General features: G+C 65.5%; 26 protein-coding genes, 1 pseudogene and 1 riboswitch. Of the genes and pseudogenes, 8 read left to right on the forward strand and 19 right to left on the reverse strand.

All coding sequences use genetic code 11. The features are described from left to right. Positions 1–84: 84 nt before the first annotated feature. Both K359_RS0124460 and K359_RS0124465 read right to left on the reverse strand, forming a co-directional pair. Positions 85–537, reverse strand: a complete 453-nt coding sequence (locus tag K359_RS0124460) for a MaoC/PaaZ C-terminal domain-containing protein (RefSeq protein WP_029081694.1) — start codon at positions 535–537, stop codon at positions 85–87. A gap of 142 nt (positions 538–679) precedes the next feature. Beyond that, positions 680–1,543 carry a bifunctional 5,10-methylenetetrahydrofolate dehydrogenase/5,10-methenyltetrahydrofolate cyclohydrolase gene (locus tag K359_RS0124465; RefSeq protein ID WP_029081695.1) on the reverse strand — a complete coding sequence of 288 codons (864 nt, stop codon included), beginning with the start codon at positions 1,541–1,543 and terminating at the stop codon, positions 680–682. Between the two features lie 15 nt (positions 1,544–1,558). Beyond that, positions 1,559–1,638, reverse strand: a riboswitch (ZMP/ZTP riboswitch). Between the two features lie 204 nt (positions 1,639–1,842). Between K359_RS0124465 and K359_RS0124470 the strand changes: the two genes are divergently transcribed. Continuing rightward, entirely contained in the window at positions 1,843–2,247 is a 405-nt protein-coding gene (locus K359_RS0124470; RefSeq protein WP_029081696.1) for a hypothetical protein, read from the forward strand. A 117-nt stretch (positions 2,248–2,364) separates the two neighbouring features. Here K359_RS0124470 and K359_RS0124475 read toward each other — a convergent pair whose 3' ends face one another. Continuing rightward, positions 2,365–2,892, reverse strand: a complete 528-nt coding sequence (locus K359_RS0124475; RefSeq protein ID WP_029081697.1) for a hypothetical protein — start codon at positions 2,890–2,892, stop codon at positions 2,365–2,367. A gap of 214 nt (positions 2,893–3,106) precedes the next feature. After that, positions 3,107–3,787: a hypothetical protein gene (locus K359_RS57385; RefSeq protein WP_156928646.1), complete on the reverse strand. Its 681-nt coding sequence runs from the start codon at positions 3,785–3,787 to the stop codon at positions 3,107–3,109. Positions 3,788–3,997: 210 nt separating this feature from the next. Between K359_RS57385 and K359_RS0124485 the strand changes: the two genes are divergently transcribed. Continuing rightward, the gene (locus K359_RS0124485; protein ID WP_029081698.1) at positions 3,998–4,381 is read left to right on the forward strand and encodes a VOC family protein; all 384 of its coding nucleotides are present in this window, start codon (positions 3,998–4,000) and stop codon (positions 4,379–4,381) included. A 16-nt stretch (positions 4,382–4,397) separates the two neighbouring features. Here K359_RS0124485 and K359_RS0124490 read toward each other — a convergent pair whose 3' ends face one another. Then, complete coding sequence (locus K359_RS0124490; protein ID WP_084518494.1) at positions 4,398–4,835, reverse strand: hypothetical protein; 438 nt, start codon at positions 4,833–4,835, stop codon at positions 4,398–4,400. 236 nt (positions 4,836–5,071) lie between these two features. Between K359_RS0124490 and K359_RS0124495 the strand changes: the two genes are divergently transcribed. Continuing rightward, a complete protein-coding gene (locus K359_RS0124495) occupies positions 5,072–5,422 on the forward strand; it encodes a GrlR family regulatory protein (RefSeq protein ID WP_029081700.1) in 351 nt (116 codons plus the stop codon). A gap of 173 nt (positions 5,423–5,595) precedes the next feature. On the opposite strand, the gene K359_RS0124500 is transcribed toward K359_RS0124495, so the two are convergent. From K359_RS0124500 to K359_RS0124545, 10 genes are all read right to left on the reverse strand, one after another. Continuing rightward, positions 5,596–8,283 (reverse strand): PAS domain-containing sensor histidine kinase, encoded by a 2,688-nt coding sequence (locus tag K359_RS0124500; protein WP_029081701.1) that lies wholly within the window; start codon positions 8,281–8,283, stop codon positions 5,596–5,598. Positions 8,284–8,434: 151 nt separating this feature from the next. After that, the gene (locus K359_RS0124505) at positions 8,435–9,406 is read right to left on the reverse strand and encodes a tripartite tricarboxylate transporter substrate binding protein (protein WP_029081702.1); all 972 of its coding nucleotides are present in this window, start codon (positions 9,404–9,406) and stop codon (positions 8,435–8,437) included. Positions 9,407–9,529: 123 nt separating this feature from the next. Further along, complete coding sequence (locus K359_RS0124510) at positions 9,530–10,441, reverse strand: DMT family transporter (RefSeq protein WP_029081703.1); 912 nt, start codon at positions 10,439–10,441, stop codon at positions 9,530–9,532. Between the two features lie 451 nt (positions 10,442–10,892). Next, positions 10,893–11,693, reverse strand: a complete 801-nt coding sequence (locus K359_RS0124515) for an NUDIX hydrolase (RefSeq protein ID WP_029081704.1) — start codon at positions 11,691–11,693, stop codon at positions 10,893–10,895. 2 nt (positions 11,694–11,695) lie between these two features. Then, positions 11,696–12,652 (reverse strand): dihydrodipicolinate synthase family protein, encoded by a 957-nt coding sequence (locus tag K359_RS0124520; protein WP_029081705.1) that lies wholly within the window; start codon positions 12,650–12,652, stop codon positions 11,696–11,698. 125 nt (positions 12,653–12,777) lie between these two features. Beyond that, positions 12,778–13,656 carry an SDR family oxidoreductase gene (locus tag K359_RS0124525; protein WP_029081706.1) on the reverse strand — a complete coding sequence of 293 codons (879 nt, stop codon included), beginning with the start codon at positions 13,654–13,656 and terminating at the stop codon, positions 12,778–12,780. A gap of 141 nt (positions 13,657–13,797) precedes the next feature. After that, the gene (locus K359_RS0124530; RefSeq protein ID WP_029081707.1) at positions 13,798–14,658 is read right to left on the reverse strand and encodes a MaoC family dehydratase; all 861 of its coding nucleotides are present in this window, start codon (positions 14,656–14,658) and stop codon (positions 13,798–13,800) included. Positions 14,659–14,866: 208 nt separating this feature from the next. Next, complete coding sequence (locus tag K359_RS0124535) at positions 14,867–15,256, reverse strand: Zn-ribbon domain-containing OB-fold protein (RefSeq protein ID WP_029081708.1); 390 nt, start codon at positions 15,254–15,256, stop codon at positions 14,867–14,869. After that, positions 15,256–16,413, reverse strand: a complete 1,158-nt coding sequence (locus tag K359_RS0124540; protein WP_029081709.1) for a thiolase domain-containing protein — start codon at positions 16,411–16,413, stop codon at positions 15,256–15,258. The genes K359_RS0124535 and K359_RS0124540 overlap by 1 nt, the downstream gene beginning before the upstream one ends. A gap of 279 nt (positions 16,414–16,692) precedes the next feature. After that, a complete protein-coding gene (locus K359_RS0124545) occupies positions 16,693–20,184 on the reverse strand; it encodes an indolepyruvate ferredoxin oxidoreductase family protein (protein ID WP_029081710.1) in 3,492 nt (1,163 codons plus the stop codon). A 234-nt stretch (positions 20,185–20,418) separates the two neighbouring features. On the opposite strand from K359_RS0124545, the gene K359_RS0124550 reads away from it, so the two are divergent. Next, positions 20,419–21,642, forward strand: a complete 1,224-nt coding sequence (locus tag K359_RS0124550) for a cytochrome c (RefSeq protein WP_029081711.1) — start codon at positions 20,419–20,421, stop codon at positions 21,640–21,642. Positions 21,643–21,774: 132 nt separating this feature from the next. Here K359_RS0124550 and K359_RS52875 read toward each other — a convergent pair. Further along, a pseudogene (locus K359_RS52875) lies at positions 21,775–22,415 on the reverse strand (trimeric intracellular cation channel family protein). Between the two features lie 158 nt (positions 22,416–22,573). Here K359_RS52875 and K359_RS52880 point away from each other — a divergent pair. Next, positions 22,574–23,011, forward strand: a complete 438-nt coding sequence (locus tag K359_RS52880; RefSeq protein ID WP_051346350.1) for a hypothetical protein — start codon at positions 22,574–22,576, stop codon at positions 23,009–23,011. A 64-nt stretch (positions 23,012–23,075) separates the two neighbouring features. Here K359_RS52880 and K359_RS0124565 read toward each other — a convergent pair whose 3' ends face one another. Next, positions 23,076–23,894: an oxaloacetate decarboxylase gene (locus K359_RS0124565; RefSeq protein ID WP_029081712.1), complete on the reverse strand. Its 819-nt coding sequence runs from the start codon at positions 23,892–23,894 to the stop codon at positions 23,076–23,078. 82 nt (positions 23,895–23,976) lie between these two features. After that, entirely contained in the window at positions 23,977–24,285 is a 309-nt protein-coding gene (locus K359_RS0124570) for an NIPSNAP family protein (RefSeq protein WP_029081713.1), read from the reverse strand. A gap of 107 nt (positions 24,286–24,392) precedes the next feature. Here K359_RS0124570 and K359_RS0124575 point away from each other — a divergent pair, with 107 nt between their 5' ends. Together K359_RS0124575 and K359_RS0124580 are read left to right on the forward strand one after the other, a co-directional pair. Next, positions 24,393–25,088 (forward strand): helix-turn-helix transcriptional regulator, encoded by a 696-nt coding sequence (locus K359_RS0124575; protein ID WP_029081714.1) that lies wholly within the window; start codon positions 24,393–24,395, stop codon positions 25,086–25,088. Positions 25,089–25,330: 242 nt separating this feature from the next. Then, positions 25,331–25,600: a GCG_CRPN prefix-to-repeats domain-containing protein gene (locus K359_RS0124580; RefSeq protein ID WP_029081715.1), complete on the forward strand. Its 270-nt coding sequence runs from the start codon at positions 25,331–25,333 to the stop codon at positions 25,598–25,600. A 66-nt stretch (positions 25,601–25,666) separates the two neighbouring features. On the opposite strand, the gene K359_RS0124585 is transcribed toward K359_RS0124580, so the two are convergent. After that, positions 25,667–25,978 (reverse strand): twin-arginine translocation signal domain-containing protein, encoded by a 312-nt coding sequence (locus K359_RS0124585; protein ID WP_029081716.1) that lies wholly within the window; start codon positions 25,976–25,978, stop codon positions 25,667–25,669. 289 nt (positions 25,979–26,267) lie between these two features. Between K359_RS0124585 and K359_RS0124590 the strand changes: the two genes are divergently transcribed. Continuing rightward, positions 26,268–26,618: a cupin domain-containing protein gene (locus tag K359_RS0124590; protein WP_029081717.1), complete on the forward strand. Its 351-nt coding sequence runs from the start codon at positions 26,268–26,270 to the stop codon at positions 26,616–26,618. Positions 26,619–26,717: the final 99 nt, after the last annotated feature.

Raw genomic sequence — 26,717 nt, forward strand, 5'->3', positions numbered from 1 at the left:
ATGTAATGCAAGGTACTTCCGAGCAACACCGCTTCAAGCCCGATGATCCCGGCTACGGCCCCCGATCGGCGATCAACTCGGACGCTACGCCCGCTCCTTCGCGACCGGCCGCATGTGAATCAGAGCATCGAGCACGACGACGAGGACAGGGCGCTGCTCGTCGTTGGTCAACTCCGTCCTGAAGATCACGACAGCGTCGCGCCGCTCCGGCCTGATGGTGATCCTCTGGATCTGCGACTGGCCGGTCAGCGTGGCTCCCGGGCGGACCGGACTGGGCAATCGAATCTCCAGGCTCCGCCCGACGATCCCTGCCACCTTGCTCCAGATCGCCTCGACGACGAGGCGCTGATAGATCGCAATGGTGTTGAAGCCGCTTGCGATCAAGCCGCCGAACGGACCCGCCGCAGCCGCAGCGGGATCGGTGTGGATCGGCACGGGGTCATACTTGCCGGCGAAGGCAACGATCTCGGCCTCGCCGATCGTATAGCTGCCGAGCTGGAACGTGTGGCCTTCGGTGAGATCTTCCGCATACAGCATCGCGCACCTCCGCGAGGCACAACGATAGACGATCGCTGCGGGCTTTCCATGACCTCTGACGTCATGAACTTCGCGCACGCGACGCCGGGCGCGAAGACGTGACGCGAGCGGCATCGGCCGCTCGCGCAATGCGCATGCCGCGCTATTGCAGCCGTGCCGCCCTCGCCTTGGCGGCCTTCACGGTGTTCTCCATCAGGCAGGCGATCGTCATCGGGCCGACGCCGCGCGGCACCGGCGTGATCGCGCCGGCGATTTGCACCGCCTCGTCGAAGGAGACATCGCCGCGCACCGTGTAGCCGCCGTCCGGCTTCTCGACGCGCGTGGTGCCGACGTCGATGACGATGGCCTGCGGCTTGATCCAGTCGCCGCGCACGAGGCCGGCCTTCCCCACCGCACTGACCAGGATATCGGCCTGTCGGCAGATCTTGCTGATGCCGCGGGTGTGGATGTGGGTCTGCGTCACGGTGGCCTGCTCCTGCAGCAGCAGCGCGGCCATCGGCTTGCCGACGATGTTGGAGCTGCCGATCACCACGGCATGCGCACCGGTGAGATCAGGCCGGATCGATTTGATCAGGCGGAGACAGCCGAGCGGCGTGCATGGCACCAGCGCATCGTCGCCGTGAAACAGCCGGCCTGCGTTGAGGGCATGCAGGCCGTCGACGTCCTTGGCGGGATCGACCGCCGCCATCACGCGCAAGGCGTCGACATGGGCCGGCAGAGGCAGCTGGACGAGGATGCCGTCGATATCGTCGCGCGCGTTGAGCGCCTCGATCCTGGCCAGCAGATCGGCCTCGCTGGCGTCATCAGGCAGGCGTTCGACCTCGCCGCGCAGGCCGAGCCGTTCGGCCATCCTGACCTTGCTCTGCACGTAGATCTGGCTCGCCGGGTCACAGCCAACCAGCACGACCGCCAGCCCCGGTGCGCGGGGCAGCCGGTCCAGTTCGCTTGCAACCTGATCGATGACAATCTGGGCATGTGCATGCCCATCGAGAACATTCGCCGTCATGGGACCTCCGTTTCGAAGCGGTGCCCAGGCGCGCGGCGTTCAGTCTCTGCGCTCCCCGATGGTAGTCCATCCAAGCGCCAGTCGCGCAGATGGCGTGGTCATAGCCGCCCGGCCTGCCAAAGGCAAATCACGACGCCGGGCGAGCGAATTGCCCTGCTTTTTGCCGGTGGATCGGTGCCGGGCGGGCCACGTCTGGGGTAGGATTCGAGCAAAACTTGCGCTAAGCCTCGGCGCTTGCCGGGCTTTTCCGATCCTGGCGCCTCCTTTCCGGTCATCACACCATTTCGGACATTTTCGACATGAGACATATCATCCTCGCGCTGGCGCTCCTCTGCCCGGCTGCCGCGCTTGCACAAGGCACCACCCCTCCCGCCGCGGCCGACAAGCCGGCGGCGGCCGAGCAGCCCATGATCGGCGACAAGCCGCTGGTTCAGGTCGGCAAGAAGCCGGCTGCCAAGAAGGGTGAGAAGCCCGCGGCACCCGGCAAGCCGCAATCGGTCGCGCAGAAGCTCCAGGCCTGCGGGGACATCGACGACGCCACCAAGGAGCGGCTGCTCTGCTACGACGAGATCTTCAAGCCGCAGCCCAAGCCGAAGGCGGCGCCTGCCAAGGGCGTCAACGAATGCCGCTTCGTCAAGGAAGAGGACGAGCGGCTGACCTGCTACAACGGTTTTGCCGACAAGATTCCGCGCCTGCCGCGGTAACCGCGTAGCGCGGCACCTGCGCAATCGGCGCCCGGCGACCGGCCTGATATCGCGGACATGAAAATGCCGCCGCGAGCATTCGCGGCGGCGTATCGATGTGGGCTAGGGAGATCCCGCTTACCAGGTCCCGAAGCCGCCAAAGAAGCCCATGCGCGGCTGCTGCTGCGCGATACGGTAGGGCTGGTACATCCCGGGCTGCGCCAGCCGCATCGGCTGCTGGGGATGGGGGTGGTACCGCGCGACCTTGCGCTTCTTCGGTGCTTGCGGCTGGGCCTGCGCCGGCTGCTCGGCCGGTTTGGCTTCGGCCACGACCGGCCCCTTGCCCGCGTCAGCCTTCTCCGGCGGAATGAACTGGGCGAACGTATTGCGGACGCGGGACTGCGCCGACGCATCGCGGTCAGCCGGCGGGGCTGCAGCGGCCACCACATTCACCTGCGACGGAGCGATGGCCGGCACGCTGGTGTCGTACACCACCCGCTCCGGCAATTTCTGGGTCGACTTGATGCGCACCATGGTCTTGTCGACACCGGGCGACGACAGGCCCTGGCTGGTGACCACGGCCTCTTGCGGCACCACGAGGTTGACGACGAAGAGCAGCGCAAGCAGCACACCACCCATGTACAGGAAATAACGCGCCACAGGCATTTTGGTAGCTCCCCCCGCGCTACGGGCGCGGTTCATCTCGGCGCGACGACATCAGTCATCGCGCAACGAACTCATCGTTTGCGCATGATCACCCGGACAGGCGCCATCGCGCTCCCGGGTCGTTCTCTAACGGTCGGCTTATTAGTTAGTTCCTGCCTGGCCGTTACGGTTCACCCGGCAAGTCAATTCCCGGTCACTTTTTCGGGAATGGGGATTAAACGCGGCTGGCGGTCACGACAGAGCACTTCGCCTTGTTTGCGTTAACGTTGACGAACCCGATCAGCATCCGCGAGTAGGTCTTGCGGCTTTTCATGGCAATGGTGTCTGATATCAGCCGCTTGCGCTCGGTCAGGGGGCTGCCGTCACGGCGGATGAATGCGCAGGCGATCTCGATGTCCTTGACCGCGAAGTCATTGGCGTTGCGCAGAGTCAGGGTCACCAGCGCCTTCGAGCCCAGCCCGCCGCGCCGCCATGATTGCGAGGCGATCCGCAGCTTCTCCAGCGGCGACCGTTCAGCGCCTTGCTCCGACGGCTTCGCCGCCTCGACCGCCTGCGGGGCGGTCGCCATCCCGACCGTGGCCGGCTCATCCGCCGGCGCGGTTGGGGCGGCCTTTGCGGGCTGAGCGGGCTCGGCCTCGGTCGATGTGTATTGCGTAGTGCGGATGACGGCGGGCGAGATCGGCCACAGCTCCTGGTCCCCGGCATCGCTCGGCTCGGGGAGCATGAACCACGCGGCGATCCCGGCTATGGCGATGACCGACAGCAGCAGGCTGGCATAGAAGCCGCCCTGACCGAGACGTCCGGCGGCAGTCCTTTGAAACGACAAGCCGATCCGCATCGTGGTGCCCTCACCCCCTGGACGCCCGATCGAGCCGCCGCACACCGGGGAAGCCACGCAGGCATCGCGCCGAGCGGTTTCCGGACGGCCGCAGGCCGAGCGGCCACGCGAGAAACAATCGCTGACGGCCGGAATGGTTTCATTCCGGGACGACAATCTTGCGACTGCGGTGACGGAGGGATGGCGTCACGGCCGGCCGCTCGCTACTTTCGCGCGCGAGAGCGCGTGCCGTGCCCCCAGCTGCGCAAGAACAAAAAGGAGATCGCAATGCCTGTCGTCACCTGGGACCACGTCCATCTGCGCAGCCCCGATCCCGAGGCCACCGCAACCTGGCTGCGCGACATTCTCGGCGGCGAAATCATCCGCGGCCCCGGCCGGATCGACGTCCAACTCGGCGGCGCCCAGGTGTTTATCGCGGAGGTGACGCAAGGCGACGGCGTCAACGCCGCCCCGGTGACGCCCTATCAGGGGCTCGATCATTTCGGACTGACGGTGAAGGACATCGATGCGGTCGCGGCCGAGATCAAGGCCAAGGGTGTCGAGTTCACCAAGGAGCCGACCACGATCCGACCCGGCGTGCGGATCTGCTTCATCCGGGGCCCGCAGGGCATCTCGATCGAGTTACTCGAGCGCGACAAGAAGTACGTGTGACCGACGATCCCCTTCGCTACGTCATGCTGCCGGGCATGAAGCAGCGGATCGTGACGCCCATGTAGCTCTTGATCGGCCAGACCATGGTGCGGCCCGCACGGTTCGGCACGGTGACCACGGCCTCATCGGGAACATCGAACCACTGGCCGTCGAGACGCACGCGATAATGTCCGTCCTTGGACTCCCAATCGACGTCGCTGACCGCGCTGCCGTCGGCATCCGAGCAGCACGGCCCCTTGCCGCTGCGTAGACTGTCGAACCATTCCTTGAGCGGTGAATTGGCATAGCGGCCGTCGGGATCGCGCGCGTGCGCGATTTGCACGGCCACCACCGACACCAGCGTCACCAGTCCGAGCCTGAGTGACACCATCATGAGGCCCGCACGACGGGCCGAAGTTCCATTGGCACTGCGAGGGCGCGCCAAACGGCCGCCGGACTCAATCCAGTCTGTCATCTGTTCGCTCCAGCACTCACCGGCCAGTGCAACCAGAGCTATGCATTTCGCGGGCCACTTTGATTCGCGCGTACGGTCCGCTGTCATCGCGCCGTCACACTGCCTGGCAGGAACCGAGGGTTCACCCGAACGCGGGAGACCCGGGAATCAACCTGCCGCATTGCACGAGGTTGCCCGCTTTGGCATAAAAACCAATCCGGATTGCTGCGGGCGCGGCAGCCGGTACATGGGACGTTATGAAGAACGGGCTCTACTCAATTCACGTCACCCTGCTGGACGGTCGCGTCGGTAAGGGCAGCGGCGTCATTCTGTTTCGCGACGGCCAGATTCTGGGCGGCGACGCCTACCTATATTACACCGGCAGCTACACGGTGAAAGGTGACGCCTTCAAGGGCGAAGTCCTTGTGCAACGCCACACCACGCCGCGCGACACCGACAACCCGCTGTTCGGCGGGCCCGCCCCGGTCGGCATCGGTGTCTCCGGCACCTTCACCGACACCCGTGGCACCATGAGCGGCACCGCGCTGGTCGGCAAGGCCAGCCTGATCTTCAGCGCCACGCTGCACAAGCTCGCGGATATCAATTAGCGATTCAGAGTGCTGACGATTCCGTCGCCGTCACCCTGAGGAGCGCGCTCTTGCGCGCGTCTCGAAGGATCGACGGCCACCGGCCAGGCCGTGCATCCTTCGAGGCTCGCGCCGCTCGCACCTCAGGATGACGGAGCAAAAGCGAATGACGTTCCGGCCACCGCGAGTCCCACCTACTCCGCGGCCTGCTCCAGCGGTGCGACGCGCGGCAGGATCATCTGGATGCGCGTGCCGTTGCCCGGCGCGGAGTCGAGCGAGAGCCGTCCGCCGAGCCGCGTGGTGACGATGCTGTAGACGATGTGCAGGCCGAGGCCGGTGCCGCCCTGGTCGCGCCGCGTCGTGAAGAACGGATCGAAGGCGCGGCGGCGGACATCGAGGCTCATGCCGCAGCCATTGTCGGCGAAGATCACCTCGACATTGTCGCCGCCGGACGCATGCACCTGGATCTCGACCTCGCCGGCCTTGCCGTCCGGGAACGCATGCGCGACCGCGTTAAGGAACAGGTTGGTCAGCACCTGGCCATACGGCCCCGGATAGGAATTCATGATCAGGTTCGGCTCGCAATCGACGTTGAGCGTCAGATTGTGCTTGCGCAGGCCGGGCCGCAGACTCATCACCACCTGCTCGGTGAGGTCGCCGAGATCGAAGGTGCGCTGGTCCGAATAGTTGCGGTCGGCGGCGACCTGCTTGAACGACTGGATCAGTTCCGCGGCGCGATTGAGATTGGCGACGAGCTGCGAGGACGCGTCGCGCGCCGTGTTGAGGAAATCGTTGAGGCTCGAGCGGCGCAGGTCGCCGCGCTCGACCTGGGTCGCGAAGATCGCGGTCTTGCGCTCCAGTGCGGACGCCACCGTCAGGCTGATGCCGACGGGATTGTTGACCTCGTGGGCGACGCCGGCGACGAGGCGGCCGAGCGCGGCGAGCTTCTCGGCCTCGATCAGCGAATTCTGCGTCTCGCGCAGATTGCGCAGCGCGGCCTCGGCGGAGTCCTTGGCCTTGCGCATCTCCTGCTCGGAGCGCTTGCGATCGCCGATGTCGAGCGCGACCGTGACGATGTTCTCGATGTCGCCCTGCGAGTCCAGGATCGGCAGCTTGTTGACCAGCCATTGCCGCATGTTGCCGGCCGAGTCCTTGTACTCCTCCTCGTAGAAGCCGAGCTCGCGCCGCACCGACAGCACGCGCTTGTCGTTCTCGTCGGTCTTGGCCGCGCCGTAGCGCGACATCAGCTCGGCGGTGGTCTGGCCGAGCGCGTCCTGCGGATCGATGCCGAAGATTCCCGCCATGTAGCGGTTCATCATCACATAGCGCAGCTCGCTGTTCTTGACGTTGATGACGGCAGGCACCGTGTCGATGACCATCTGCAGCATGCGGCGGCCTTCGGCGATGGCGTCTTCGGCGCGCTTCTGGTCGGTGATGTCGCGCACCGTGCCCTCGTAGCGGATCACCTCGCCCTCGTCGTTGCGTACGACGGTCGCGGAATCCGACAGCCACAATATGGTGCCGTCGCTCGCGCGCACCTGGTATTCGTAGTCGCGCACCGTGCCGTCGCGCTGCATCAGCTTCTGATACTGCTCCCGCGCCGCCGGATCGACATAGACGGTGGTTGCGATGTCGTCGATGCCGTTGATCAGGTCCTGCGGCGTGGCATAGCCCATCATGCGCGCCAGCGCCGGATTGGCGTTGAGCAGCGTACCGCCCGGCGTCGTGACGTAGATGCCGTCGACCGACGCCTCGAACAGCTTGTGGTAGCTCTCCTCGGCGAGCCGCTGCTCGGCGAGCGCGCGCAGCGCCGCCTCGCGCGCGTTGTCGGCGTCGACCAGGGTCTGGCGGAACACTTCGGCGGCGCGCGCGATGTCGCCGATCTCGTTGTCGAGATCGGCGCCGGGAATGAACGCGCTTTTCTCGCCGCCCGCGACCTTGCGGATCGATCCGGCGATCCTGGCGAGCGGGCGGACGGTGCGGCGAACCACCAGCACCGAGGCGAACAGGCCGATCAGCACGCCCGCCGTGCCGAGCACGATGCTCTGCCATTTCGCTTCCGCCAGCGTCCGCGCAAAATCGCGCGCCAGCACATGGCCGCGACGGCTGGAGAGCTCGCGCAACAGCTCGGTCACCTTCTGAATCAGCCGGCCTTCGGCGCCGAGCACCTCCCTGTCGATGTCGGCGATCTGGCCCTCGCGGACCGAGACCGCGATGATGGCCTCGGCATAATTGTCGATGGCGCTGCGCAAGGCGGGGTCGGTGACGGTCATCGCCCGCATGCTTTGCGCGGCCTGCTCGGCGGCGGACGTATTATGCGCCAGGAGCGCGGTGGCAATCCGGCTCTGGTCCTGTGACAGCGCGTTGGCCAGCGCCGCATCGCCGCTCGAGTCGACCGCCTTGTCGAAGGCGTCGCGCAGCGCCGGCAGCCCGGCGACGATCTCGGCGCGGCGGCTGAGCAGCGTCGAGATGCGCTCGATCCCGCCGCGATAGGTCGCGAGCCGCTGGGTGACGCCGTCGATCATGTCCTGCTGCTCGGGCGCCAGCTCGATCCGGGTCTTTTTCAGGATTTCGCTCAGCGACTGGGCCGCCTGCGCGACCTGGGCCGACTGCGACTGGCTGCCGGGCTCGGTGACGAAGTCCCGCGCCGCCAGCCGCAGCTCGTTGGTGCGGCGGTCGATGTCCTCCGCGATGTCGCCGACGCTTTGCAGCCGCTGCAACTCGGCGAAGGTCGTATCGATGTGGCGGATCGCGATGACGCTGGCCGTGGATGTGATGATGATCACAGCCAGCACCAGCAGGAAGCTGCCGAATGTGAGCTGGCCAATTGAGAGGGAGAACGCACGCGGCGCTTGCGAATTCGGCGGCAATTCAGCGGTCATGTCATCAAGGCCGGGGTCCAATACGCCCAATATACGGGAAAATACGGGCTTTGGGTAAACATGCTAGGCGGCTGAGCGGGCCGGCGGTGTGATCTGTGTCACCCCGATGATAGCAGCCGGTGGCTGATTCCGGCACAGGGCGACGTCGGGCCTAGTCGGGCGGGATGCCGGCTTCCTTGACCACCCTGGCCCAGAGGGCGACATCCGCCTTGATGATGTCGGCGAAGCGCCCGAGCGGCGTGCTCCTGGCGTCGCAGCCGGCGACATCGAGCTTCTTCCGCACCGCGGCCGAGGCCAGCGCCGTTTCCAGCGCCGCGCTGATATGTTCGACCACCGGCCGCGGTGTGGCCGACGGCACCACGAAGCCGAACCACGGCGTCACCTGCGCCTCGGCATAGCCCTGCTCGGCCAAGGTCGGCACATCGGGGAAATATTTCGAGCGGCCGTCGCTGATCGCTCCAATGAGCCAGATGCTGCCGGACTGCACCTGGGCCAGCGCCTGGTTGGCCGACAGGAAGCTCGAGGTGATCAGGCCGCTTGCGATGTCGGGCACCATCTGCGGATAGCCGCGATAGCCGATCGCGGTGACGTCGATCCCGGCCAGCCGCTTGAACAGTTCGAAGCCGAGATGGCCGGTCGAGCCCTTGCCGGGATGGCTGTAGTTCAGCGTGCCCGGCTTGGCCTTGGCGAGCGCGACGTAGTCGGCGACGGTTTTCACCGGCAGCGAGGCCGGGACGATGAAGAAATTCGGCGCGAGGCAGATCTGGCCGACCGGCGCGAAGTCTTTCACCGGGTCCCAGCGCAGCTGCGTGCTGAGCGCCGGGCTTGCGGCGAAGAAGGTCGTCACCAACAGCCACGTGTAGCCGTCGGGCGCGGCGCGCGCGACCTCCTCGGCCGCGATCGAGCCGTTGGCGCCGGATTTGGCCTCGACGACGATCGTGCCCTTCCACTGCTCCTGCATGTCCTGCGCGACGATCCGCGCGAACACGTCGGCGACGCTGCCCGGTGCATAGGGAAGCACGATGCGGATCGGCCGGCTCGGAAAATCCTGCGCGCGCACCGCGCCCGCCATCGCCAGCAACACCAGGCACGCACCGGCAATGAGGCTGATCCGCCGCAGCATCGTCCCGTTTCCCTACCCCGTGATCTCGTTGCGGGCAGGATGCAGGGACTGGCCGGCGGCAGCAAGGCGCCGGTTTCGGCTGGCGAAACTTCAGACGCCAGGATCGTCATCGCGGCGATGACCTCAGGCGGTGGCGATCTTTCGCGCAGGGATCGTCATCGCGGCGACGCCGATCACGACGCAGGCGAGCCCGATCCAGGCCGTCGGGCTCAGCCGCTCGCCCAGAAATGCGACGCCGAGCGCAACCCCGATCGGTACCCGCAGATAGGCCTGTGCGGTGGTGCCGACCGAGCCGAGGGTCTGGATCAGGCGGAAGTAGATCACGAAGGCGATCGCGGTCGAGAACACCGCAAGCGCCAGCAGAGCGAGCAGCGAGCTCGTCGACGGCGACAGGGTCCAAGGCCGTTCGACGGCGAGGCTGAGCGGAATGAGGATCGCGGCGCCCGCGATCAGCGAGCCGGCGGCAGGCGCCATCGGATCGAGCCCCTTGAAGCCGCGGCTGAAGATCGCGGCGCAGGCGTAGCAGATGGTGGCGGCGACGATCGCGACCTCGGCCACGATTCCGTCGCCGAGATCGCGGAATGCATCGACGCCGACGATCAGGCAGATGCCGGCCATGCCGGCGATCACCCCGAACAGTTCGCGCGGGCTAGCCGTCTCATGGCGAGTGATCGCGGCGGTGAACAGGAAGGTGAAGATCGGCGAGGCCGAATTGAGGATGGTGGCGAGCCCGGCATCGACGTAGCGCTCGCCCCAGGCGATCAGCGTCCACGGGATCACGCTGTTGAGGCAGGCCTGGAAGATGAAGCGGCGCCAGCTCGCGCCGTCGGTCGGCATCGTCACGCCGCGTAGGCGCATGATGACGAACAGCAGCACGCCCGCGATCGCGGTGCGCGCCGCGATCAGCGTGATCGGCGGGATGGTCGCGACGCCAAGCTTGATGAAGGTGTAGGAGCCGCCCCAGAGCGTGGCGAGCGCGAGCAGCAAGGCCAGCTCGAAGGCCATGCCGGGTTGGCGGGGTGTGGTGGTGGTCATGTTGCAGATTCCGTCTCGATGTTGAGACGGAGCCTACGTCGGCGGGAGGCAATGATACTTCGCTACGGGCCGAAGTATGAAAAAGCGATTCTCTTTCCGATCGTCGTCCCGGCCTAGTGCGCAATTGCGCACGGGAGCCGGGACCCATTACCACGGGGTTGTATTGTTGGAAAAAGGTGTGGCCCCAGCGTCGCGCAACAATGAAGATCGGTGGCTATGGGTCCCGGCTCCCGTGCGCAATTGCGCACTAGGCCGGGACGACATCGAATGTGTTGCGCCGCTCCTTCGTTACAGATCGAAGTGTGAAGATGCCGAACCGTCATCCTGAGGAGCCGCGCAGCGGCGTCTCGAAGGATGCACGTCCACAGTCGGGCCGTCGACCCTTCGAGAGGCGCGCAAGAGCGCGCTCCTCCAGCGACAAAGGCGAAGCCTTTGCGCGGGGGTGACGGGACTACCCCAGCGCCCCGACCTCGAACACTTCGCCGTCGTAGCCCGCTTCCTTGGGGATGCGGAGCTGGCGGCCGGTGGCGGTCTTGGTCATCACGGGCATCACCGCGACGATCGACTTGTCCTTGCTGTCGGCGAGCGCGGCGCCGACACTCGGCTGCTTGCCGAGCTTGATCAGGTTGCGCGTGGTCGGGAACGGCAGCTTGAAGCGGCCGGTCTCGCCGCCCTCCAGCGCTTCGCGCGGCGATACCCAGATCGAGTCGGTGGATTCCTTGCCGTCATGGGCGCCGAGTTGCTCGGGCGGTGCAGCGGCGAGGAAGAACCAGGTGTCGAAACGCTTCGGCATGCCCTCCGGCGTGATCCAGTGCGCGTAAGGCACGAGCGCGTCGAGCGCCAGCACCATGCTGTTGTCGGTGAGCACCTTGTGGAAGGTGATCTTGCCTTCATTCAGGGCCGCGCGATGCGCGGTCGCGATCTCGCTCGCGCGCCCGGCATCGACCAGGTCCTTCGAGCCCTGCGGCCGCGCCAGCAGAATGCCGCTTTCCTCAAAAGTCTCGCGGATGCCCGCGATTCGGAAGCCGAGCGCGTCGGCGTCGAGCCCTTCCCCGCCCGAATAGAGCGCGGGGTTGGCCGCGATCTCCTTGTCGTTCTTGTCGACGCTGCCGCCCGGAAACACCAGCGCGCCCGAGTTGAACTCGATCTGGTGATGGCGGACCATCATGAAAATTTCAATTTCACGCGCCGACGTACCGTCACGCAGCAACAGCACGGTCGAGGCAAGGCGCGGAGCAACGATCTCGGTCATGATTAGCCTGCTGCAGTGGATTGCGGTTGCAGATTGGCGCGGCGGTCGACCCGCGCCACACGGGAGAGCAGATAGTCGACCTCCGCCCTCGCCTGCGGCGTGATCACCGCCCCCGGCTTGCGCTGGGCGCTGGACGAGATGATGCCGCGCTTCTGCAGCACGTATTTGCGCACGGTGAGGCCGACGCCGGGCTGCTGCTCGTAGCGGATCAGCGGCAGATGCGCGTCGAACAGGTCGTGCGCGGCATCGCGTTTGCCCGCCTTGGACAAATTGACGACGTCGATCAAGAGCTCAGGGAAGGCATAGCCCGTCATCGCGCCGTCGGCGCCGCGCTCCATCTCGAAATCGAGGAACAAGCCGCCATTGCCGACCAAAATAGACAGCGGCCGCAGCGAACCGTCCTTCTGGAAGTTGCGCAGCGTCGAGATCTTCTCCAGGCCCGGCCAATCCTCGTGCTTGAGCATTACGCAGGATGGCGAATCCATCACGATCTTGCGGATCACTGCGGGCGTGAACACGACGGTCAGCGTCAGCGGATAGTCCTGCAGCACCCAGGGAATATCGTCACCGATCGCTTCCTGCGCCTGCTTGAAATAGCCGATGATCTGGTCGTCAGTGCGTAGATGCGGCGGCGGCGCGATCATGACGCCGGCGGCGCCCGCATCCATCGACTTCTTCGCCAGCGAGCGCATCGTGGCAAAGCCCGGCGCCGAGACGCCGACGATCACCTGCAGCTTCCTGGCGCGCTTGACGAAGCGCAGCGCGACCTGCTCGGCCTCGGCGGCATCGAGCTTCGGCGCCTCGCCCAGGATGCCCAGCACCGTGACGCCGTCGCAACCGACCTCGGTATAGAAATCGGTCAGCCGGTCGATCGACGCCTCGTCGATGCGGCCGTCGTCAAGGAACGGGGTCGGCGCGATCGCAAAGGTTCCTGCGGCCTGGGCGGTGAGTTTGGTCATGGGCGGGTCTATCCTCTTATCCGTCATTCCGGGGCGATGCGTCAGCATCGAACCCGGAATCTCGAGGTTCTACAATGCGCGATTGCGCATTGGGGTTCGTCGTTCGGACGCCCTGACTGTATATATCAGAACCGCCGCGCGCCCATCTTGATCTGCTGCTCGGAGAAGAAGATCTCCCTGGCGTGGGTGGCGATATCCTCGGCCTTCCAGCCGGTGAATGGCGGCTTCCAGCCCTCCATTTCCATCATCCGCATCTCGCGGACGCCGCGCGGGCCGGAGACGCCGAGAACCTTGCCGGTCTGGTCGCCCGACAAGTCGCTGACCATGTACAGCACGGCCGGCGCGATGCCATCAGGCCCGAGCGCCGCGCCCGGGTTCTCCTTGTAGCGGGGCAGGTCTGCGGTCATGCGGGTCAGCGCGCCCGGCGCCAGCGTCCAGATCCGGATGTTGTACTTGCGGCCCTCGATCGCCAGCACGTTGGAGAGGCCCCAGATGCCGCCCTTGGCCGCGCCGTAATTGGTCTGGCCGAAATTGCCGATCAGGCCCGAGGTCGACGACGTGTTGACGATGACGCCGCCGCCATTGTCGCGCATCCATTTGAACACCGGCTGGGTGCAGCAGAAGGTGCCCTTCAGATGCACCTTCATCACCCTGTCCCAGTTGGCTTCCTTGGCCTTGTGGAAGGTCTCGTCGAGCAGGATGCCGGCGTTGTTGACCAGGATGTCGGCGCGGCCGAAATGCTTGATGGCGTCGTCGAACACCGACTGGCCGCCGGCCAGCGTCGAGATGTCGGCGCCGTTGGCGACCGCGCGGCCGCCCTCGGCCTTGATCGCATCGACCACCTTGTCGGCCATCGACTTGTCGGAGCCCGAGCCGTCGCGCGGGCCGCCGAGATCGTTGACCACGACAGCCGCGCCCTCGCGAGCGAACAGTTTTGCATAGGCTTCACCGAGCCCGCCGCCGGCGCCCGTGATCAGCGCCACCTTGCCGTCGAGCAATCCCATCGTTTCTTCTCCCTTGTTATCGTGTCCGGACGCGATGCTGCGTGAGACGCTGCTTCGCAGAGCCGGGACCCACACCCGGCGACTGGGCCCCGGCTCTGCATCACACCGCTTGCGCGCTGCGCTGCGTCCGGGGCACGAGAGCTACGCCAGCACCGTCTTGCCGCTCTTGATCACGGTGACGCCGCGCGATTTCACCTTGGCTTCGAACGATACGACGTTGCTGTCCTTCCACAGCTCCATGGTCACGGTCTCGCCGGGAAACACCGGCGAGGAGAACCGCGCCACGTGCTGTTTGAAGGCGGATGGATCGTAGTCGGCATAGGTCTGCAGCACGCCGCGGCAGGTGATGCCGTAGGTGCACATGCCGTGCAGGATCGGCCGCGGGAAGCCGGCCTTCTTAGCGAACTCCGGATCGGAGTGCAGCGGGTTGCGGTCGCCGCAGAGCCGGTAGACCAGCGCCTGGTCGGGCCGCGTGGTGATATCGACGACCTTGTCCGGCGCGCGCTCCGGCACTTTGTGCGGTTCGGGCTGGCCGTCCGACGGGCCGCCGAAGCCGCCATCGCCGCGGGCGAAGCGCGACGCGACCAGCGTTGCGAGCTTCTCGCCCTTCTCGTCCTTCAGCACGGTCTGGTGACGGATCACCGCACCCTTGTCCTTGCCCTTGTCGAACACGTCGAGCACGGTCGAGTCGGCCGTGATATGGGCCGCGGTCGCGAACGGCTTGTGGAACGTGATGTCGCGCTCGCCGTCGACCACCATCACGCGGTTCAGATTCATCTCGCCGGGGCCGGCGCCCCACGCGGCGACCGAAGCGAATGTCGGCACCACCTTGAGCGGGCGCGGCGTCAGCACGCCCTCATTGACGAAGGCGAGTTCCTTCTCGTCCATCGGATCGGCGCCGAGGCCGATGCCATAGGCGTACAGCATCACCTCGCGGTCGCTGTAGCTGTATTCCTGGCCGAGATTTTTCAGGGCCATCAGCTGTTCGTACACGATCGGCATTGTTGTTTTCTCCCCGAATTGTTGTCTCTCTTCGGCGCTACCCGTTATTGCGCCCTCCCCCCTTGCGGGAGAGGGCTGCACCGACATCAAACACGAACTCGCTTGGGAGAGGGGTTATCTCCACAAACACATCTCTCGCGGAGAGAAACCCCTCTTCCGACAGCTGCGCTGCCACCTTCCCCCGCAAGGGGGGAAGGTACTTTTGAGGCTAGGCCGGCGTGAAGAACGGCAGCGGGGCGCCGTCGGTCGGCTTCCACACCACCTTCACCTTCTGGCCGATCTTCACCTTCTCCAGATCGCAATCGACGATGTTGGTCTGCAGCGACGGACCTTCCTTCAGCGTCACATAGGCGATCGCATAGGGACCGGTCGGCGACTTCCGCATCAGGCTGTAGGTGTAGACCGTGGCCTCGCCGCTCGATTCTTCCCACACCGTCTTGTCGGAGAAGCAGAACGGGCAGATCGCGCGCGGGAAGTAATGCGCTTCGCCGCAGGTGGTGCAGCGCTTGATCATGAACTTGCCCACCTTCGCCGCCTCCCAGAACGGCGCGGTCTCCGGGTTGATCACCGGGGCATTGTACTTCTTGGCTTCAGACATCACGCACGCTCCAGAATGCAGGTTGAGGCGGCGTGGCGAACGCCGAGCAGACCGCCGGTGCCGTGGGCGATCGCGAGGTCGCAGTTCTTCACCTGCACCTTCGGATGCGCCTCGCCGCGCAACTGGCGCACAGCCTCGAGGATTTTCGTCATGCCGCCACGATTGACGGGATGGTTGCTGCACAGCCCGCCGCCGTCGGTGTTGAACGGCAACTTGCCGACGCCCGAGATCAGATTGCCGTCGGCGACGAACTTGCCGCCCTCGCCCTTCTTGCAGAAGCCGAGATCCTCGAGCTGCATCAGCACGGTGATGGTGAAGCTGTCATAGATCGAGGCGTATTTGATGTCATCAGGCGTCACGCCCGCTTCCTCGAAGGCGCGCGGGCCGGACCACACGCCGGCGGAATACGTCAGATCGAGATCCTTGCCGCCGCGCGGGCCCTTCGCCGCCTCGCCATGGCCGATCAGCCGCACCAGCGGCTTCTTCAGACTCTTGGCGATCTCCGGCGTGGTGACGATCATCGCGCCGCCGCCGTCGGTGACGACGCAGCAATCCATCCGATGCAGCGGATCGGAGATCATCGGCGAGTTTAGCACGTCCTCGACGGTGACGACCTCCTTCAGCATCGCATGCGGATTGTATTGCGCGTGATGCGAGGCCGCGACCTTGATCCAGGCGAGCTGTTCGGAGGTGGTGCCGTAGTCGTGCATATGGCGCATGGCACACATGCCGTAGGCATTGTGCGTGGTAGCCCCGTAGGCGGATTCGAAATCGGCCTCGGCACCCGAGGCGCGCGGCGGCATCGGGCCGGTGCGCGGCTTGCCCGCCAGCGTGACCAGCGCGACCGAGCATTTGCCCGCGGCAATCGCCTCGGCGGCGTGGCCGAGATGGATCAGATAGGAACAGCCGCCGGTCTCGGTGGAGTCGATGTGACGCAGCTTCCTGGTGTTGAGGCCGAGATAATCGACCATCGGCCACAGCCCGCCCGGCGCGTCGCCGGCGCAGAAATAACCGTCGATGTCGTCCTTGGTGAGCCCGGCATCCTCGATCGCACCCTTGGCGACCTCGGCGTGCAGCTGTGCTGTTGATTTATCGGGTGCATGCCGGGTGGGATGTTCGTAGATCCCGGCAATGTAGGCCTTGCCCTTGATGGTCAAATCGCTCTCCGCTGGCGTTTCCTGGCTCCAGCGTTTTTCTGAACCGCCGTAGCGGCCTTGGCAAGCGCGGAAATATTCCGTCAGGCGAGACTGCGATGAGCGCACAATATGCGCGCCCCAAAACACGTGTCGTCCCGGCGAAGGCCGGGACCCATAACCACCGCTATTCGTCGCTGCGCGACGCTGGGGCCGCAGCTCGCTCTAACAACACGACCCTGTGGTTATGGGTCCCGGGTCGCGCTTCGCTTGCCCGGGACGACATTGAATGTGTGGTTACGCCTACTCCGCCGCCAATTGCCGCGGCGCCGGCGGCGGGTTGGCGAGGTCGGCGGCGAGTTGCGCGTAGCGAACCTTCGCCTCGTTGATCGCCTTGTCCTTCACCGGACCGTAGCCGCGGATGCGCTCGGGCAGCGACAGCAGTTCGACCGCGATGTCGTGATTGAGCGGCGACAACAGGCCCAGCACCGTCGCGACGTCCTTCTCATAGCCCGCGATCAGGTCGCGCTCGAGCTTGCGGTCGGCGTTGTAGCCGAAGATGTCGAGCGGCGTGCCACGCAGGAAGCGGAATCTCGCCATCACCCTGAAGGCCGACATCATCCACGAACCGAAGGCGCGTTTCTTTGGACGGCCCTGCGCGTCGAGCCCGCCGCCGAGGATCGGCGGCGCGAGATTGAAGTTGAACTTGAACTCGCCCTCGAACTGGTCGCGCAGCTGCTTCTCGAAGCGGCCGTCGCTGAACAGCCGCGCAACCTCATACTCATCCTTGTAGGCGAGCAGTTTGGCGTAGTTGATCGCGACCGCGCGCGGCAGCGCCTCGCCATAGCCGCCCTTGGTGGCGACGTCGCGCACCTGGTCGACCAGCTTGCGGTAGCGTTTTGCCAGACGCGCGTTCTGATAGTCGGTCAGCAATCCCATACGATGGGTGATGATCTCGTCGAGCGACATCGCATCCAGCGTCTTCGGCGGAGCGACCTCGTCCTCGGACTTCATCATCCCGTTCAGCCGTGCCGGATCGGCAGCGGCCAGACGGCCAAGCTGGAACGCCTGCGTGTTCATCTTGATCGAGACGCCGTTGACCTCGATCGCCTGCTGGATCGCTTCCGCCGACAGCGGCAGCAATCCGCGCTGATAGGCAAAGCCCATCATCATGATGTTGGTGGCGATGCTATCGCCGAGCAGCGCCTCGGCCGGCTTGGTGAAGTCGAAGAAAGCGGAGTCCTTGCGCAGCTCGGTCTCCAGCACGCTGTTGACCTTGCGGCTCTGGAAGTTGAAGTCGCGATTGAGGATGAAATCCGCGGTCGGGATCACGTGGCTGTTGATGATGCCGACGGTGCGGCTCGCATCGCACAGCGTGATGGTGTCCTTGGAGGCCGCCACGACCTCGTCGGCGGCAAGCACCAGATCGGCGGTGCCGGTCACGATGCGCGAACAGGTCACATCAGCGGTGTGCTCGGAGAGCCGGACATGGCTCAGCACCGCGCCCCCCTTCTGCGCAAGGCCGGACATGTCGAGGATCATCGAGGCCTTGCCCTCGATGTGAGCGGCCATCCCGAGCAGCGCGCCGATGGTCAGGACGCCGGTGCCGCCGACGCCGCCGACCGCGATGTTGTAGGGCCGGTCGAGCGCGGGCTTCGATGCCGGCTCCGGCAGATCGCCGATCGCTCCCAGATCGGGCGGCGCGCGCCGCCTGAGCTTGCCGCCGTCGACCGTGACGAAGGACGGGCAGAATCCCTTCACGCAGGAATAGTCCTTGTTGCAGGTCGACTGGTTGATGGTGCGCTTGCGCCCGAGCTCGGTCTCCAGCGGCTCGACCGAGATGCAGTTCGACTGCACCGAGCAGTCGCCGCAGCCTTCGCAGACCGCGGGATTGATCAGCACGCGGCGCTGCGGATCCTCCATCAGGCCACGCTTGCGGCGGCGGCGCTTTTCGGCGGCGCAGGTCTGCACGAACACGATCGCCGAGGTGCCCTTGGTATCGCGGCACATCTTCTGGACGTTTTCGAGCTCATCGCGATGGAACAGCTTGACGCCGGGCGCGATGGTATCGGCCGGATAGGCGTCGGGAGTTTCCGAGACCAGATAGATTTCGCGAATGCCTTCGGCGTGGAGCTGGAAGGTGATCTGCTGCGGCGAGAGATCGCCGTCATGGCGCTGGCCGCCGGTCATCGCGACCGCGTCGTTGTAGAGGATCTTGTAGGTGATGTTGGCCTTGGAGGCGATCGACTGGCGGATCGCCAGAATGCCGGAGTGGAAATAGGTGCCGTCGCCGAGATTGGCGAAGATGTGGTTCTCGTTGGTGAACGGCGCGATGCCGACCCACGGCACGCCCTCACCGCCCATATGGGTGAAGGTCTCGGTCGAGCGGTTCATCCATAGCGCCATGAAGTGGCAGCCGATGCCGGCCAGCGCGCGGCTGCCTTCCGGCACCTTGGTCGACGTGTTGTGCGGGCAGCCCGAGCAGAAATACGGCGTGCGGGTGACGGGCGCGGTCGCCTGCATCTGGGTCGACTGGCGGCCGTTGAACCAATCCGCCTTGGCGCGCAGCATCTCGGCGATTTCAGGATTGAGATTAAGTCGAAGCAGCCGTTCGGTGAGCGAGCTTGCAAGCGAGGCCACGCTGAGCTCGGCGGCGAAGGTCAGGAAGCGCTTGTCGTGATCGTCCATCTTGCCGACGATGCGTGGGCGGACATCGTCGCGCCAGTTGAACAGCTCCTGCTTGACCTGGTTCTCGACGATCTCGCGGCGTTCCTCGACGATGAAGATTTCCTCGAGGCCGACGGCGAAGTTGCGTACGCCTTCCGGCTCCAGCGGCCACGGCATGCCGATCTTGTAGAGACGGAGGCCGATCTTGGCGGCGATCTCAGGCGTGATGCCGAGTTCGCGCAGCGCCTGGCGGATATCCTCATAGCTCTTGCCCGAGGCCATGATGCCGTAGCGCGCGTTCGGCGAATCCATCGTGACGCGGTTGACCTTGTTGGCGCGGGCAAAGGCGATCGCGGCAAAGCCCTTGTAGTCCTGCAGCCTGCGGTCCTGCTCGAAACGGTCATCGGGCCAGCGGATGTTGAGCCCGCCCGGCGGCAGCTCGAAATCGGGGGGAATGATGAACGGCGTCATCTCGTCGGTCAGGTCGATCTCGGCGGTGGTCTCGACCGTCTCGGTGATCACCTTCATGCCGACCCAGCAGCCCGAGTAGCGCGACATCGCGATGCCCAGGAGGCCCATCTCGATCATTTCATGGATGCTGGAGGGGTAGAGGTAGGGCATCAGCGCGGAGATGAAGGCGTGGTCGGACTGATGCGGGACGGTGGAGGATTTTGCGCCGTGGTCGTCGCCGGCAAGACAAAGCACACCGCCATGTTTGGCGGAGCCGGCCGCATTGCCGTGGCGGAACACGTCGCCGCAGCGGTCGACGCCGGGGCCCTTGCCGTACCAGATGCCGACCGCGCCATCATATTTGGCGCCGGGCGACAGGGCGAGCTGCTGCGAACCCCAGATCGCGGTGGCCGCGAGATCCTCGTTCACGCCGGGCTGGAATTTGATGTTGTACTGCTCGAGATGCTTGCGGGCGGCGAACAGCTGCTGGTCGTAACCGCCGAGGGGGGAACCGCGATAGCCGGAGATGAAGCCCGCCGTGTTGAGGCCTGCAGCGCGGTCGCGTCTGATCTGCGCCATGGGCAGGCGGACCAGCGCCTGGATGCCGGTCATGAAGACGTGGCCGGTGCCCTGGGTGTATTTCTGGTCGAGGCTGATAGGCCCTTGGTTGATTCCCATTTAGCCCTCTTTGCGCTGGTCGCGACGACTGCTTTTTAGCTAGTCATCCGAACTTGTTAGAACCAGTCTATGTCGGATTTTCTCGCCTGCGCAGCACAATTCTGGGCGACCAAGCCGGTCGCCTAAAAATCGCAACTTAGTGCCGGGAATATCGGAGCGCCGTTTCGGTTTCTGTCGCAGGACAGGCCCGCGGCGAAATGGCGTAACGCGTCTTGCGGACCGGAAGGTGATTGGATGCGGCGACGACATCGAGCGACGGGTGCGATTCTGGCCGTTGTGCTGTTGTGCAGTGCGTTCGCGGCCCGCGAATGCGCGGCTCAAGCCACCGACGACGTCATCGCCCGCGGCAAGGCGCTCACCATCGCCGGCGACTGCGCGAGCTGCCACACCGCCGACCCGGCCAAGCCGTTCGCCGGCGGCAAGCGGATCGACACGCCATTCGGCGCGGTGTTCTCGCCGAACCTCACCCCCGACCGCGATACTGGCATCGGCGGCTGGAGCGACGACGATTTCCTTCGCGCGCTGCGCAGCGGCGTCTCGCCTGGCGGGACGCATTATTATCCCGCCTTCCCCTATCCCTCTTTCACCAAACTGATCCGCAACGACATAATCGCGATCCGCGCCTATCTCGCGACGCTCGCGCCGGTCAGCAACAAGGCGCCTCCGCCGGAGCTGCGCTGGCCGCTGAACTATCGCGGGCTGATGCGGGCGTGGAATTATCTGTTCTTCACACCCGGCATCATCCAGCCGGATCAGAGCAAGGGCACTGAATGGAATCGCGGCCGTTACCTCGTCGAGGGCCTCGCGCATTGCGGCGCCTGCCACACGCCGAAGAATGCGTTCGGCGCCGACAAGCGCGACCAGGCGTTCGGCGGCAGCACAGTCCAGGGCATGTTCGCGCCCAGGCTCGATGGCGCTGCGCGCAGCGGGCTGAAATCCTGGAGTGCTGGTGACATCGCCGAATATCTGCAGAGCGGCCGCAACGGACACAGCCACGCCGGCCCCCTGATGTCCGAGGTGGTAGTCAATTCGACCTCGAAGATGAGTGACGCCGATGTGCGCGCGATCGCGGTCTATCTGAAGAGCCTGCCGGCCGGCGCACCGGAGCCTGCGGTCACCCCGCCCTCGCCTGCGCAGATGAGCAATGGCGAGCGGATCTATCGCGGGGCCTGCATCGCCTGCCATGAGCTCGACGGCTCGGGCGCGCCGCGGATCTATCCGCCGCTGCCCGGCAACGCCAATCTGCAATCGGCCAATCCGGCGAGCACACTACGCATCATCCTCGACGGCGCCCAGACCGTGACCACGCCGCGCGCGCCGAACGCAGGCTCGATGCCGGCCTATCCGAAGCTCACCGACCAGGAGGTCGCAGACGTCGCGACCTACATCCGCAATGCCTGGGGCAATGCGGCACCGGCCGTCACCGCAGACGAGGTCGCCAAGATGCGGACGAAATAGGTATCGTGTCCCGGGCGCGGCGCGAAGCGCTGCTCCGCAGAACCGGGACCCACCTGGCTCATCGGCTGACATGGGCCCCGGACGCAGCGCACCGCGAGCGCGCTGCGCTGCGTCCGGGGCGCGAGTAGCCAATCACCGCTCCTCGCCGCTGAACACGAATTTCGGCATCTCCCATTTGTAGCGGACGCCAGCATCCGGAAGGTCAGGCCGAGCACGAAGGTCAGCACGGTCCAGACCGGTGGGTTGAGGTTCAGACCGAACGCGGTGGCATAGAACAGCCCTGTGACCACGGAGACGCTGGCGTAAAGCTCGCTGCGAAACAGCAGCGGCACCTCGTTGCAGAGGATGTCGCGCAGCACGCCGCCGGCGCAGCCGGTGATCATGCCGGAGACGATCACGATCGGCAGCGAGGCGTCGACCTGCCAGGCGATATCGCAGCCGGCCATGGTGAACACCACGAGCCCGATCGCATCGAGCACCAGGAAGGCGAGATTGAGCCTGACCACCAGCCGCGCCAGCAGGATGGTGGCGAAGGCGCCCGCCGCCGCGATCGCGAGGTAGATCGGGTGCTTGACCCAGAGCAGCGGATAATGCCCGAGCAGCACGTCGCGGATGGTGCCGCCGCCGAGCGCGGTGATCGCACCCAGCATGCAGACGCCGGCCCAATCCATGCTGCGCCTGCCGGCCGCCAGCGCCGCCGTCATCGACTGCGCCGCAACCGCGATGAACGAGAGGATGTGCAGCACCGAATCGGTGGGCGGCATGGTCCACATCGGAGAGGCCTCATGGAACAGGTTCGGAACCGTGGAATCGGCGGTTCCATCATGAACGGGTTGCAACATTGGCGCGGAACATCCTCGCGCGCCAGCAATTGTCTCCCGCGTCTAGCCTTTGTTTCTAGCCTTTGGGGGGCAAACGGAGGAACTTTGAAATGGCTTACCAACCTGACGATCCGTATCGCGCCAACCTGACCGATGAGGAAATCCGCCGTCAGGCGCGCTTCAACAGCCTGGACAACGAGCTGCAGCCGGATCCGGAACTCCAGGACGGACCGGCCAGCAGCACCAAGGTCACGATGTTCGCAGTTGCGGTGGCCGTGGTGCTCGGCGCACTGTTCTACGGGTTGAACAACACGTCGGTGCACGAAGCCGGCACGACGCCGTCGACGCAGACCGCGCAGACCCAGCCGGTCAATCCGGCCGCGCCGCCTCCGGGCATGCGCGACGTGACGCCGAAGTCGAACAGCCAGCCCGGCATGACCACGGGCGCGGCGCCGGCCAGCCCCGCGGCACCAGCCAACCCGCCGTCTGACATGAACAATTCGGACATGAACAAGCCGGCCGCCCCGCCGGCCGAGAATGCGAAGTAACGAGCGCCGATACTCACCAGGCGCGAGCAGCGGGCCCCAGCGGCCCGCTGCTTTTTTGTGACGGCTACTTGAACATCTTGTTGAGCTCGCCGCCGGGATAGGCGTTGGCGAATTCGGTGAAGGTGCCCTTCTCGGCCATCTCCTTCGCCGCCTTCATCACGCCGGTCCAGGCCATCCGCGCCAGTGCGCCACCGACGCTGATGCGGCGCACACCGAGATCGGTCACCGCTTGCAGCGAAAGCTCGGATGGGCCGCCGATCAGGAGATTGACCGGCTTCGGCCCCACCGCCTTCACGACTGCGGAGATCTCCTCTCTGGTCTTGATGCCAGGCGCGTAGAGCACGTCGGCTCCGGCGTCGGAATAGGCCTGCAGCCGCTCGATCACCAGATTGAGGTCCTGCTTGCCCCACAGGAACGCCTCGCAGCGGCCGGTGAGCAGCACGCCGCTGTTGTCGGCATCGATGGCCTTGCGCGCCGCCTTGATGCGCTCGACCGCGAGCTTGTGCTCGAACAGCGGGTTGGCGGCGTCTCCCGTGGAATCCTCGATCGACAGCCCGGCGACGCCGGTCTTGACGCCGCGCGCGACGTTGACGGCGACCTTGTCGGGCTCGACCGCAAAGCCGCCCTCGAAATCCGCGTTGACCGGAATATCGACCGCCGCACACACCGCGGTCAGATGATCGCAGACATCATCGACGGTGACGCGGTTGTCGGCCTTGGCGATGGTCCAGGCAAAACCCGCGCTGGTCGAGGCCAGCGCCTTGAAGCCGAGATGTTGCAATGCGCGGGCGCTACCGACATCGAACGGGTTCGGGATGATGAAGCATCCGCTCTCGTGCAACTTCTTGAAGGCGGCGCGTTTGTCAGCAGTTGGCAGTGGCATGGGTCGCTCCCTGATATCGTTGGCCGCGCAGAGATAGGCACGCACAGGGCAACACGCCAGTGTGCTCGGCGAAGCGCAATGGCTAAGCCCCGACCTTGCGCAAAAATGTCCGCTCCTCCGCGAGGATGAACCGGTGTTCCTCCGCGAAGCGGAAGTTCGCCATGCCCTCGCTGTCCTGGCGCAGCCGCGCGCGATAGGCCTCGTAGGCGGCGAGGCTTTCGAACGAGATCAGCGCGAAGCCGATGTTGTTGGTGCCCTCATGCGGCATCCAGTAGCCGAGCAGGTCACCGCCGCAGCGCGGAATGATCGAGAGCCAGTTCTTCGAATATTCCTCGAACATCGCGCGCTTGAACGGATCGAGCTGGTAGCGGATGAAGACGGTGATGGTCATTGGCGGCCTCCTGATTTGTCCGTCATTGCGAGCGCAAATGACGAGCCTGCTTCCGACGCTGACACTACCCGCTTGTCCGACACCAATGCTTCGGCTATCATCGAACTATGAAAGCAGGACCCGACATCTCCCGGATCGCCGCTTTGGTCGGCGATCCCGCACGCTGCAACATGCTGACCGCGCTGATGACCGGCCGCGCGCTGACCGCGAGCGAGCTCGCGCAGGAAGCCGGCATCACGCCGCAGACCGCGAGCTCGCATCTCGCCAAGCTCGAGGCCGGCGGGCTGATCGAGCCCGACAAGCAAGGGCGTCACCGCTACTATCGGCTCTCTGACCCCGACGTCGCCGACGTGCTCGAAGGCCTGCAGGGCATCGCCGCCCGCGCCGGCCACATGCGGGTGCGCACCGGGCCGAAGGATCCGGCGCTGCGCCGTGCCCGCATCTGCTACGACCACCTCGCCGGCGATCTCGGCGTGCAGATGCTCGACAGCATGAGACGGCAGAAGCTGGTGCGCCAGAGCAAGCAGGCGATCGAGCTCACCGGCGAAGGCAAGCGCTTCATGGCCGAGGAGTTGCAGATCGACGCGGATGCGCTGACGCATCCGCGCCGTCCGGTGTGCAAGGCCTGCCTCGACTGGAGCGAGCGGCGGCACCATCTCGCCGGCACGCTGGGCGCCGCGATGATGGACCGCTTCACTGAGCTGAAATGGGCCGCGCGCGATGCTGCGCCGGGCAGCCGCGTGGTCAATTTTTCGCGAAACGGCGAGAAGCGGTTCGCCGCGCTGTTCGGCGCGGGCGAGTAGCATCGCGCATTCCAGCGGGCATGCGCGCACCGCCTTCGCGCCTGTGAAATATTTCGAATTGATGCTGAACCTGCTTGCGGCGCGCTGACGCAGCCGTGAGCTGCAACATTCATGTCGCATTCAGCCCGCAACATTAAGGTCGGCGACATCGGGCACGGCTTCTGCAATGATCCGGCCGGGCGAATCGGTAAGTAAAAGTTTGTTGCGGTGCCGCAGCGCGGCCCAATTAAAAAGGAGAAGACATGAAGTATCTTTTTGCAGCAGCAGTTTTGGTGACGACCGCATTCGCCGGCATCAGCGCCGCTGATGCTGCCGGTGGCTGCGGCCCGGGCTGGCACCGCGGCCCCTATGGCGGCTGCGTCAGGAATCGTGGCCCCGTCGTCGTCGCTCCGGGCGCGGTCGTGGTTGAGCGCCCCATCGTCGTCGCACCCGGCCCGGTCGTGGTCGCGCCGCGCGTCCGCGCCTGCCCCTACGGCTTTGCCTGGCGCTACGGCCGCTGCCGCCCGATCTGATCGCGGCGCACCTGCGCAAACAAAACCCCGCCTCGCGCGGGGTTTTTCTTTGATATCAAGTCAATGTCACCAGCGGCGCCAGTGATGATGACGCCAGTGATGCCGGCGCCAATGGCGGCGGCGCCAGCCCCAATGCCTGTGGTGCCAGCGCCTGTGATGCCAACCCCAGTGGCGATGATGCCAGCGCACCTGCTCGGGCTTCAGGCGATCGACCTCCTCGCCGGTGGTGACGGCCGAATGCGCATCACCAGCCGCTGGCGCACGTGCATCCTGATTGAGCGGAAGCGGCGCGAGCGGCGCGGCCTGCGCGGTCGCTGCGAACGTCACCGCACCGGCGGCGACACCGAAGGCGATCTTCAGAAAATCCCGGCGTTCCATGAGTGTTTTCCTTTGCTGCTGCGTTGGACCAAGGCGTCAGCCAGTTTTTTCGCCACGGCCTGAACGCTCGCTGAACCGCGCGTTCAGCTTTCGCGGAACCCTATGCGTCGCGGCTGCGTTCGCGATGTTGTGACGTCACATAACCATCACGCCGTCTTCTCCTCCGCGAGCACGAGGAGATCGCGCGCGTCACGCTATCGCGTCGTGCCCGTCATGCCCATTCGGCCGGTTTCGCGCTGCATCGAACAGGACTAGCATCGCGGCACAAGACCATCTCCGGGAGGCCGCCATGAAGCCAGGACAACCGATCACGGATGCCAGCCACCTCTACGAAGTCGAGCGCCGCGCCCAGCACGCCGCCCGCCCCGGCTTCCGCATCACCGAGCTGCAGCTCTCGCCGACCCAGAAGGTGCCGTGGCACACCCACAGCAACATCCCCGACACGTTCTACGTGCTGGAGGGACAGATGCGGCTGTTCCTGCAGGAGCCGAAGGAGGAAGTGAACCTGAAGGTAGGCGAGGTCTACGCCGTGAAACCGACCCGCCCTCACCTCGTCACCAACGCCGGCACGACGTCGCTGATGTTTTTGGTGCTGCAAGGCGTCGGCGACTACGATTACGTGCCGCTGGCGTCGCATTAGGGGGACGCAACTCCCTCCGCTGTCGTCCCGGCCTAGTGCGCAATTGCGCACGGGAGCCGGGACGACCCATAACCACAGCGCTGCGTTGTTGAAGCAAGC

The sequence above is a fragment of the Bradyrhizobium sp. th-b2 genome (assembly GCF_000426785.1).
Lineage (GTDB): Bacteria > Pseudomonadota > Alphaproteobacteria > Rhizobiales > Xanthobacteraceae > Bradyrhizobium > Bradyrhizobium septentrionale.

What these genes read in the sequence shown, in the direction of transcription:
- K359_RS0124460 (WP_029081694.1), bottom strand. Translation starts at nt 537, where the DNA reads ATGCTGTATGCGGAAGATCTCACCGAAGGCCACACGTTCCAGCTCGGC.
- K359_RS0124465 (WP_029081695.1), bottom strand. Translation starts at nt 1,543, where the DNA reads ATGACGGCGAATGTTCTCGATGGGCATGCACATGCCCAGATTGTCATC.
- K359_RS0124470 (WP_029081696.1), top strand. Translation starts at nt 1,843, where the DNA reads ATGAGACATATCATCCTCGCGCTGGCGCTCCTCTGCCCGGCTGCCGCG.
- K359_RS0124475 (WP_029081697.1), bottom strand. Translation starts at nt 2,892, where the DNA reads ATGCCTGTGGCGCGTTATTTCCTGTACATGGGTGGTGTGCTGCTTGCG.
- K359_RS0124485 (WP_029081698.1), top strand. Translation starts at nt 3,998, where the DNA reads ATGCCTGTCGTCACCTGGGACCACGTCCATCTGCGCAGCCCCGATCCC.
- K359_RS0124490 (WP_084518494.1), bottom strand. Translation starts at nt 4,835, where the DNA reads ATGACAGACTGGATTGAGTCCGGCGGCCGTTTGGCGCGCCCTCGCAGT.
- K359_RS0124495 (WP_029081700.1), top strand. Translation starts at nt 5,072, where the DNA reads ATGAAGAACGGGCTCTACTCAATTCACGTCACCCTGCTGGACGGTCGC.
- K359_RS0124500 (WP_029081701.1), bottom strand. Translation starts at nt 8,283, where the DNA reads ATGACCGCTGAATTGCCGCCGAATTCGCAAGCGCCGCGTGCGTTCTCC.
- K359_RS0124505 (WP_029081702.1), bottom strand. Translation starts at nt 9,406, where the DNA reads ATGCTGCGGCGGATCAGCCTCATTGCCGGTGCGTGCCTGGTGTTGCTG.
- K359_RS0124510 (WP_029081703.1), bottom strand. Translation starts at nt 10,441, where the DNA reads ATGACCACCACCACACCCCGCCAACCCGGCATGGCCTTCGAGCTGGCC.
- K359_RS0124515 (WP_029081704.1), bottom strand. Translation starts at nt 11,693, where the DNA reads ATGACCGAGATCGTTGCTCCGCGCCTTGCCTCGACCGTGCTGTTGCTG.
- K359_RS0124520 (WP_029081705.1), bottom strand. Translation starts at nt 12,652, where the DNA reads ATGACCAAACTCACCGCCCAGGCCGCAGGAACCTTTGCGATCGCGCCG.
- K359_RS0124525 (WP_029081706.1), bottom strand. Translation starts at nt 13,656, where the DNA reads ATGGGATTGCTCGACGGCAAGGTGGCGCTGATCACGGGCGCCGGCGGC.
- K359_RS0124530 (WP_029081707.1), bottom strand. Translation starts at nt 14,658, where the DNA reads ATGCCGATCGTGTACGAACAGCTGATGGCCCTGAAAAATCTCGGCCAG.
- K359_RS0124535 (WP_029081708.1), bottom strand. Translation starts at nt 15,256, where the DNA reads ATGTCTGAAGCCAAGAAGTACAATGCCCCGGTGATCAACCCGGAGACC.
- K359_RS0124545 (WP_029081710.1), bottom strand. Translation starts at nt 20,184, where the DNA reads ATGGGAATCAACCAAGGGCCTATCAGCCTCGACCAGAAATACACCCAG.
- K359_RS0124550 (WP_029081711.1), top strand. Translation starts at nt 20,419, where the DNA reads ATGCGGCGACGACATCGAGCGACGGGTGCGATTCTGGCCGTTGTGCTG.
- K359_RS52880 (WP_051346350.1), top strand. Translation starts at nt 22,574, where the DNA reads ATGGCTTACCAACCTGACGATCCGTATCGCGCCAACCTGACCGATGAG.
- K359_RS0124565 (WP_029081712.1), bottom strand. Translation starts at nt 23,894, where the DNA reads ATGCCACTGCCAACTGCTGACAAACGCGCCGCCTTCAAGAAGTTGCAC.
- K359_RS0124570 (WP_029081713.1), bottom strand. Translation starts at nt 24,285, where the DNA reads ATGACCATCACCGTCTTCATCCGCTACCAGCTCGATCCGTTCAAGCGC.
- K359_RS0124575 (WP_029081714.1), top strand. Translation starts at nt 24,393, where the DNA reads ATGAAAGCAGGACCCGACATCTCCCGGATCGCCGCTTTGGTCGGCGAT.
- K359_RS0124580 (WP_029081715.1), top strand. Translation starts at nt 25,331, where the DNA reads ATGAAGTATCTTTTTGCAGCAGCAGTTTTGGTGACGACCGCATTCGCC.
- K359_RS0124585 (WP_029081716.1), bottom strand. Translation starts at nt 25,978, where the DNA reads ATGGAACGCCGGGATTTTCTGAAGATCGCCTTCGGTGTCGCCGCCGGT.
- K359_RS0124590 (WP_029081717.1), top strand. Translation starts at nt 26,268, where the DNA reads ATGAAGCCAGGACAACCGATCACGGATGCCAGCCACCTCTACGAAGTC.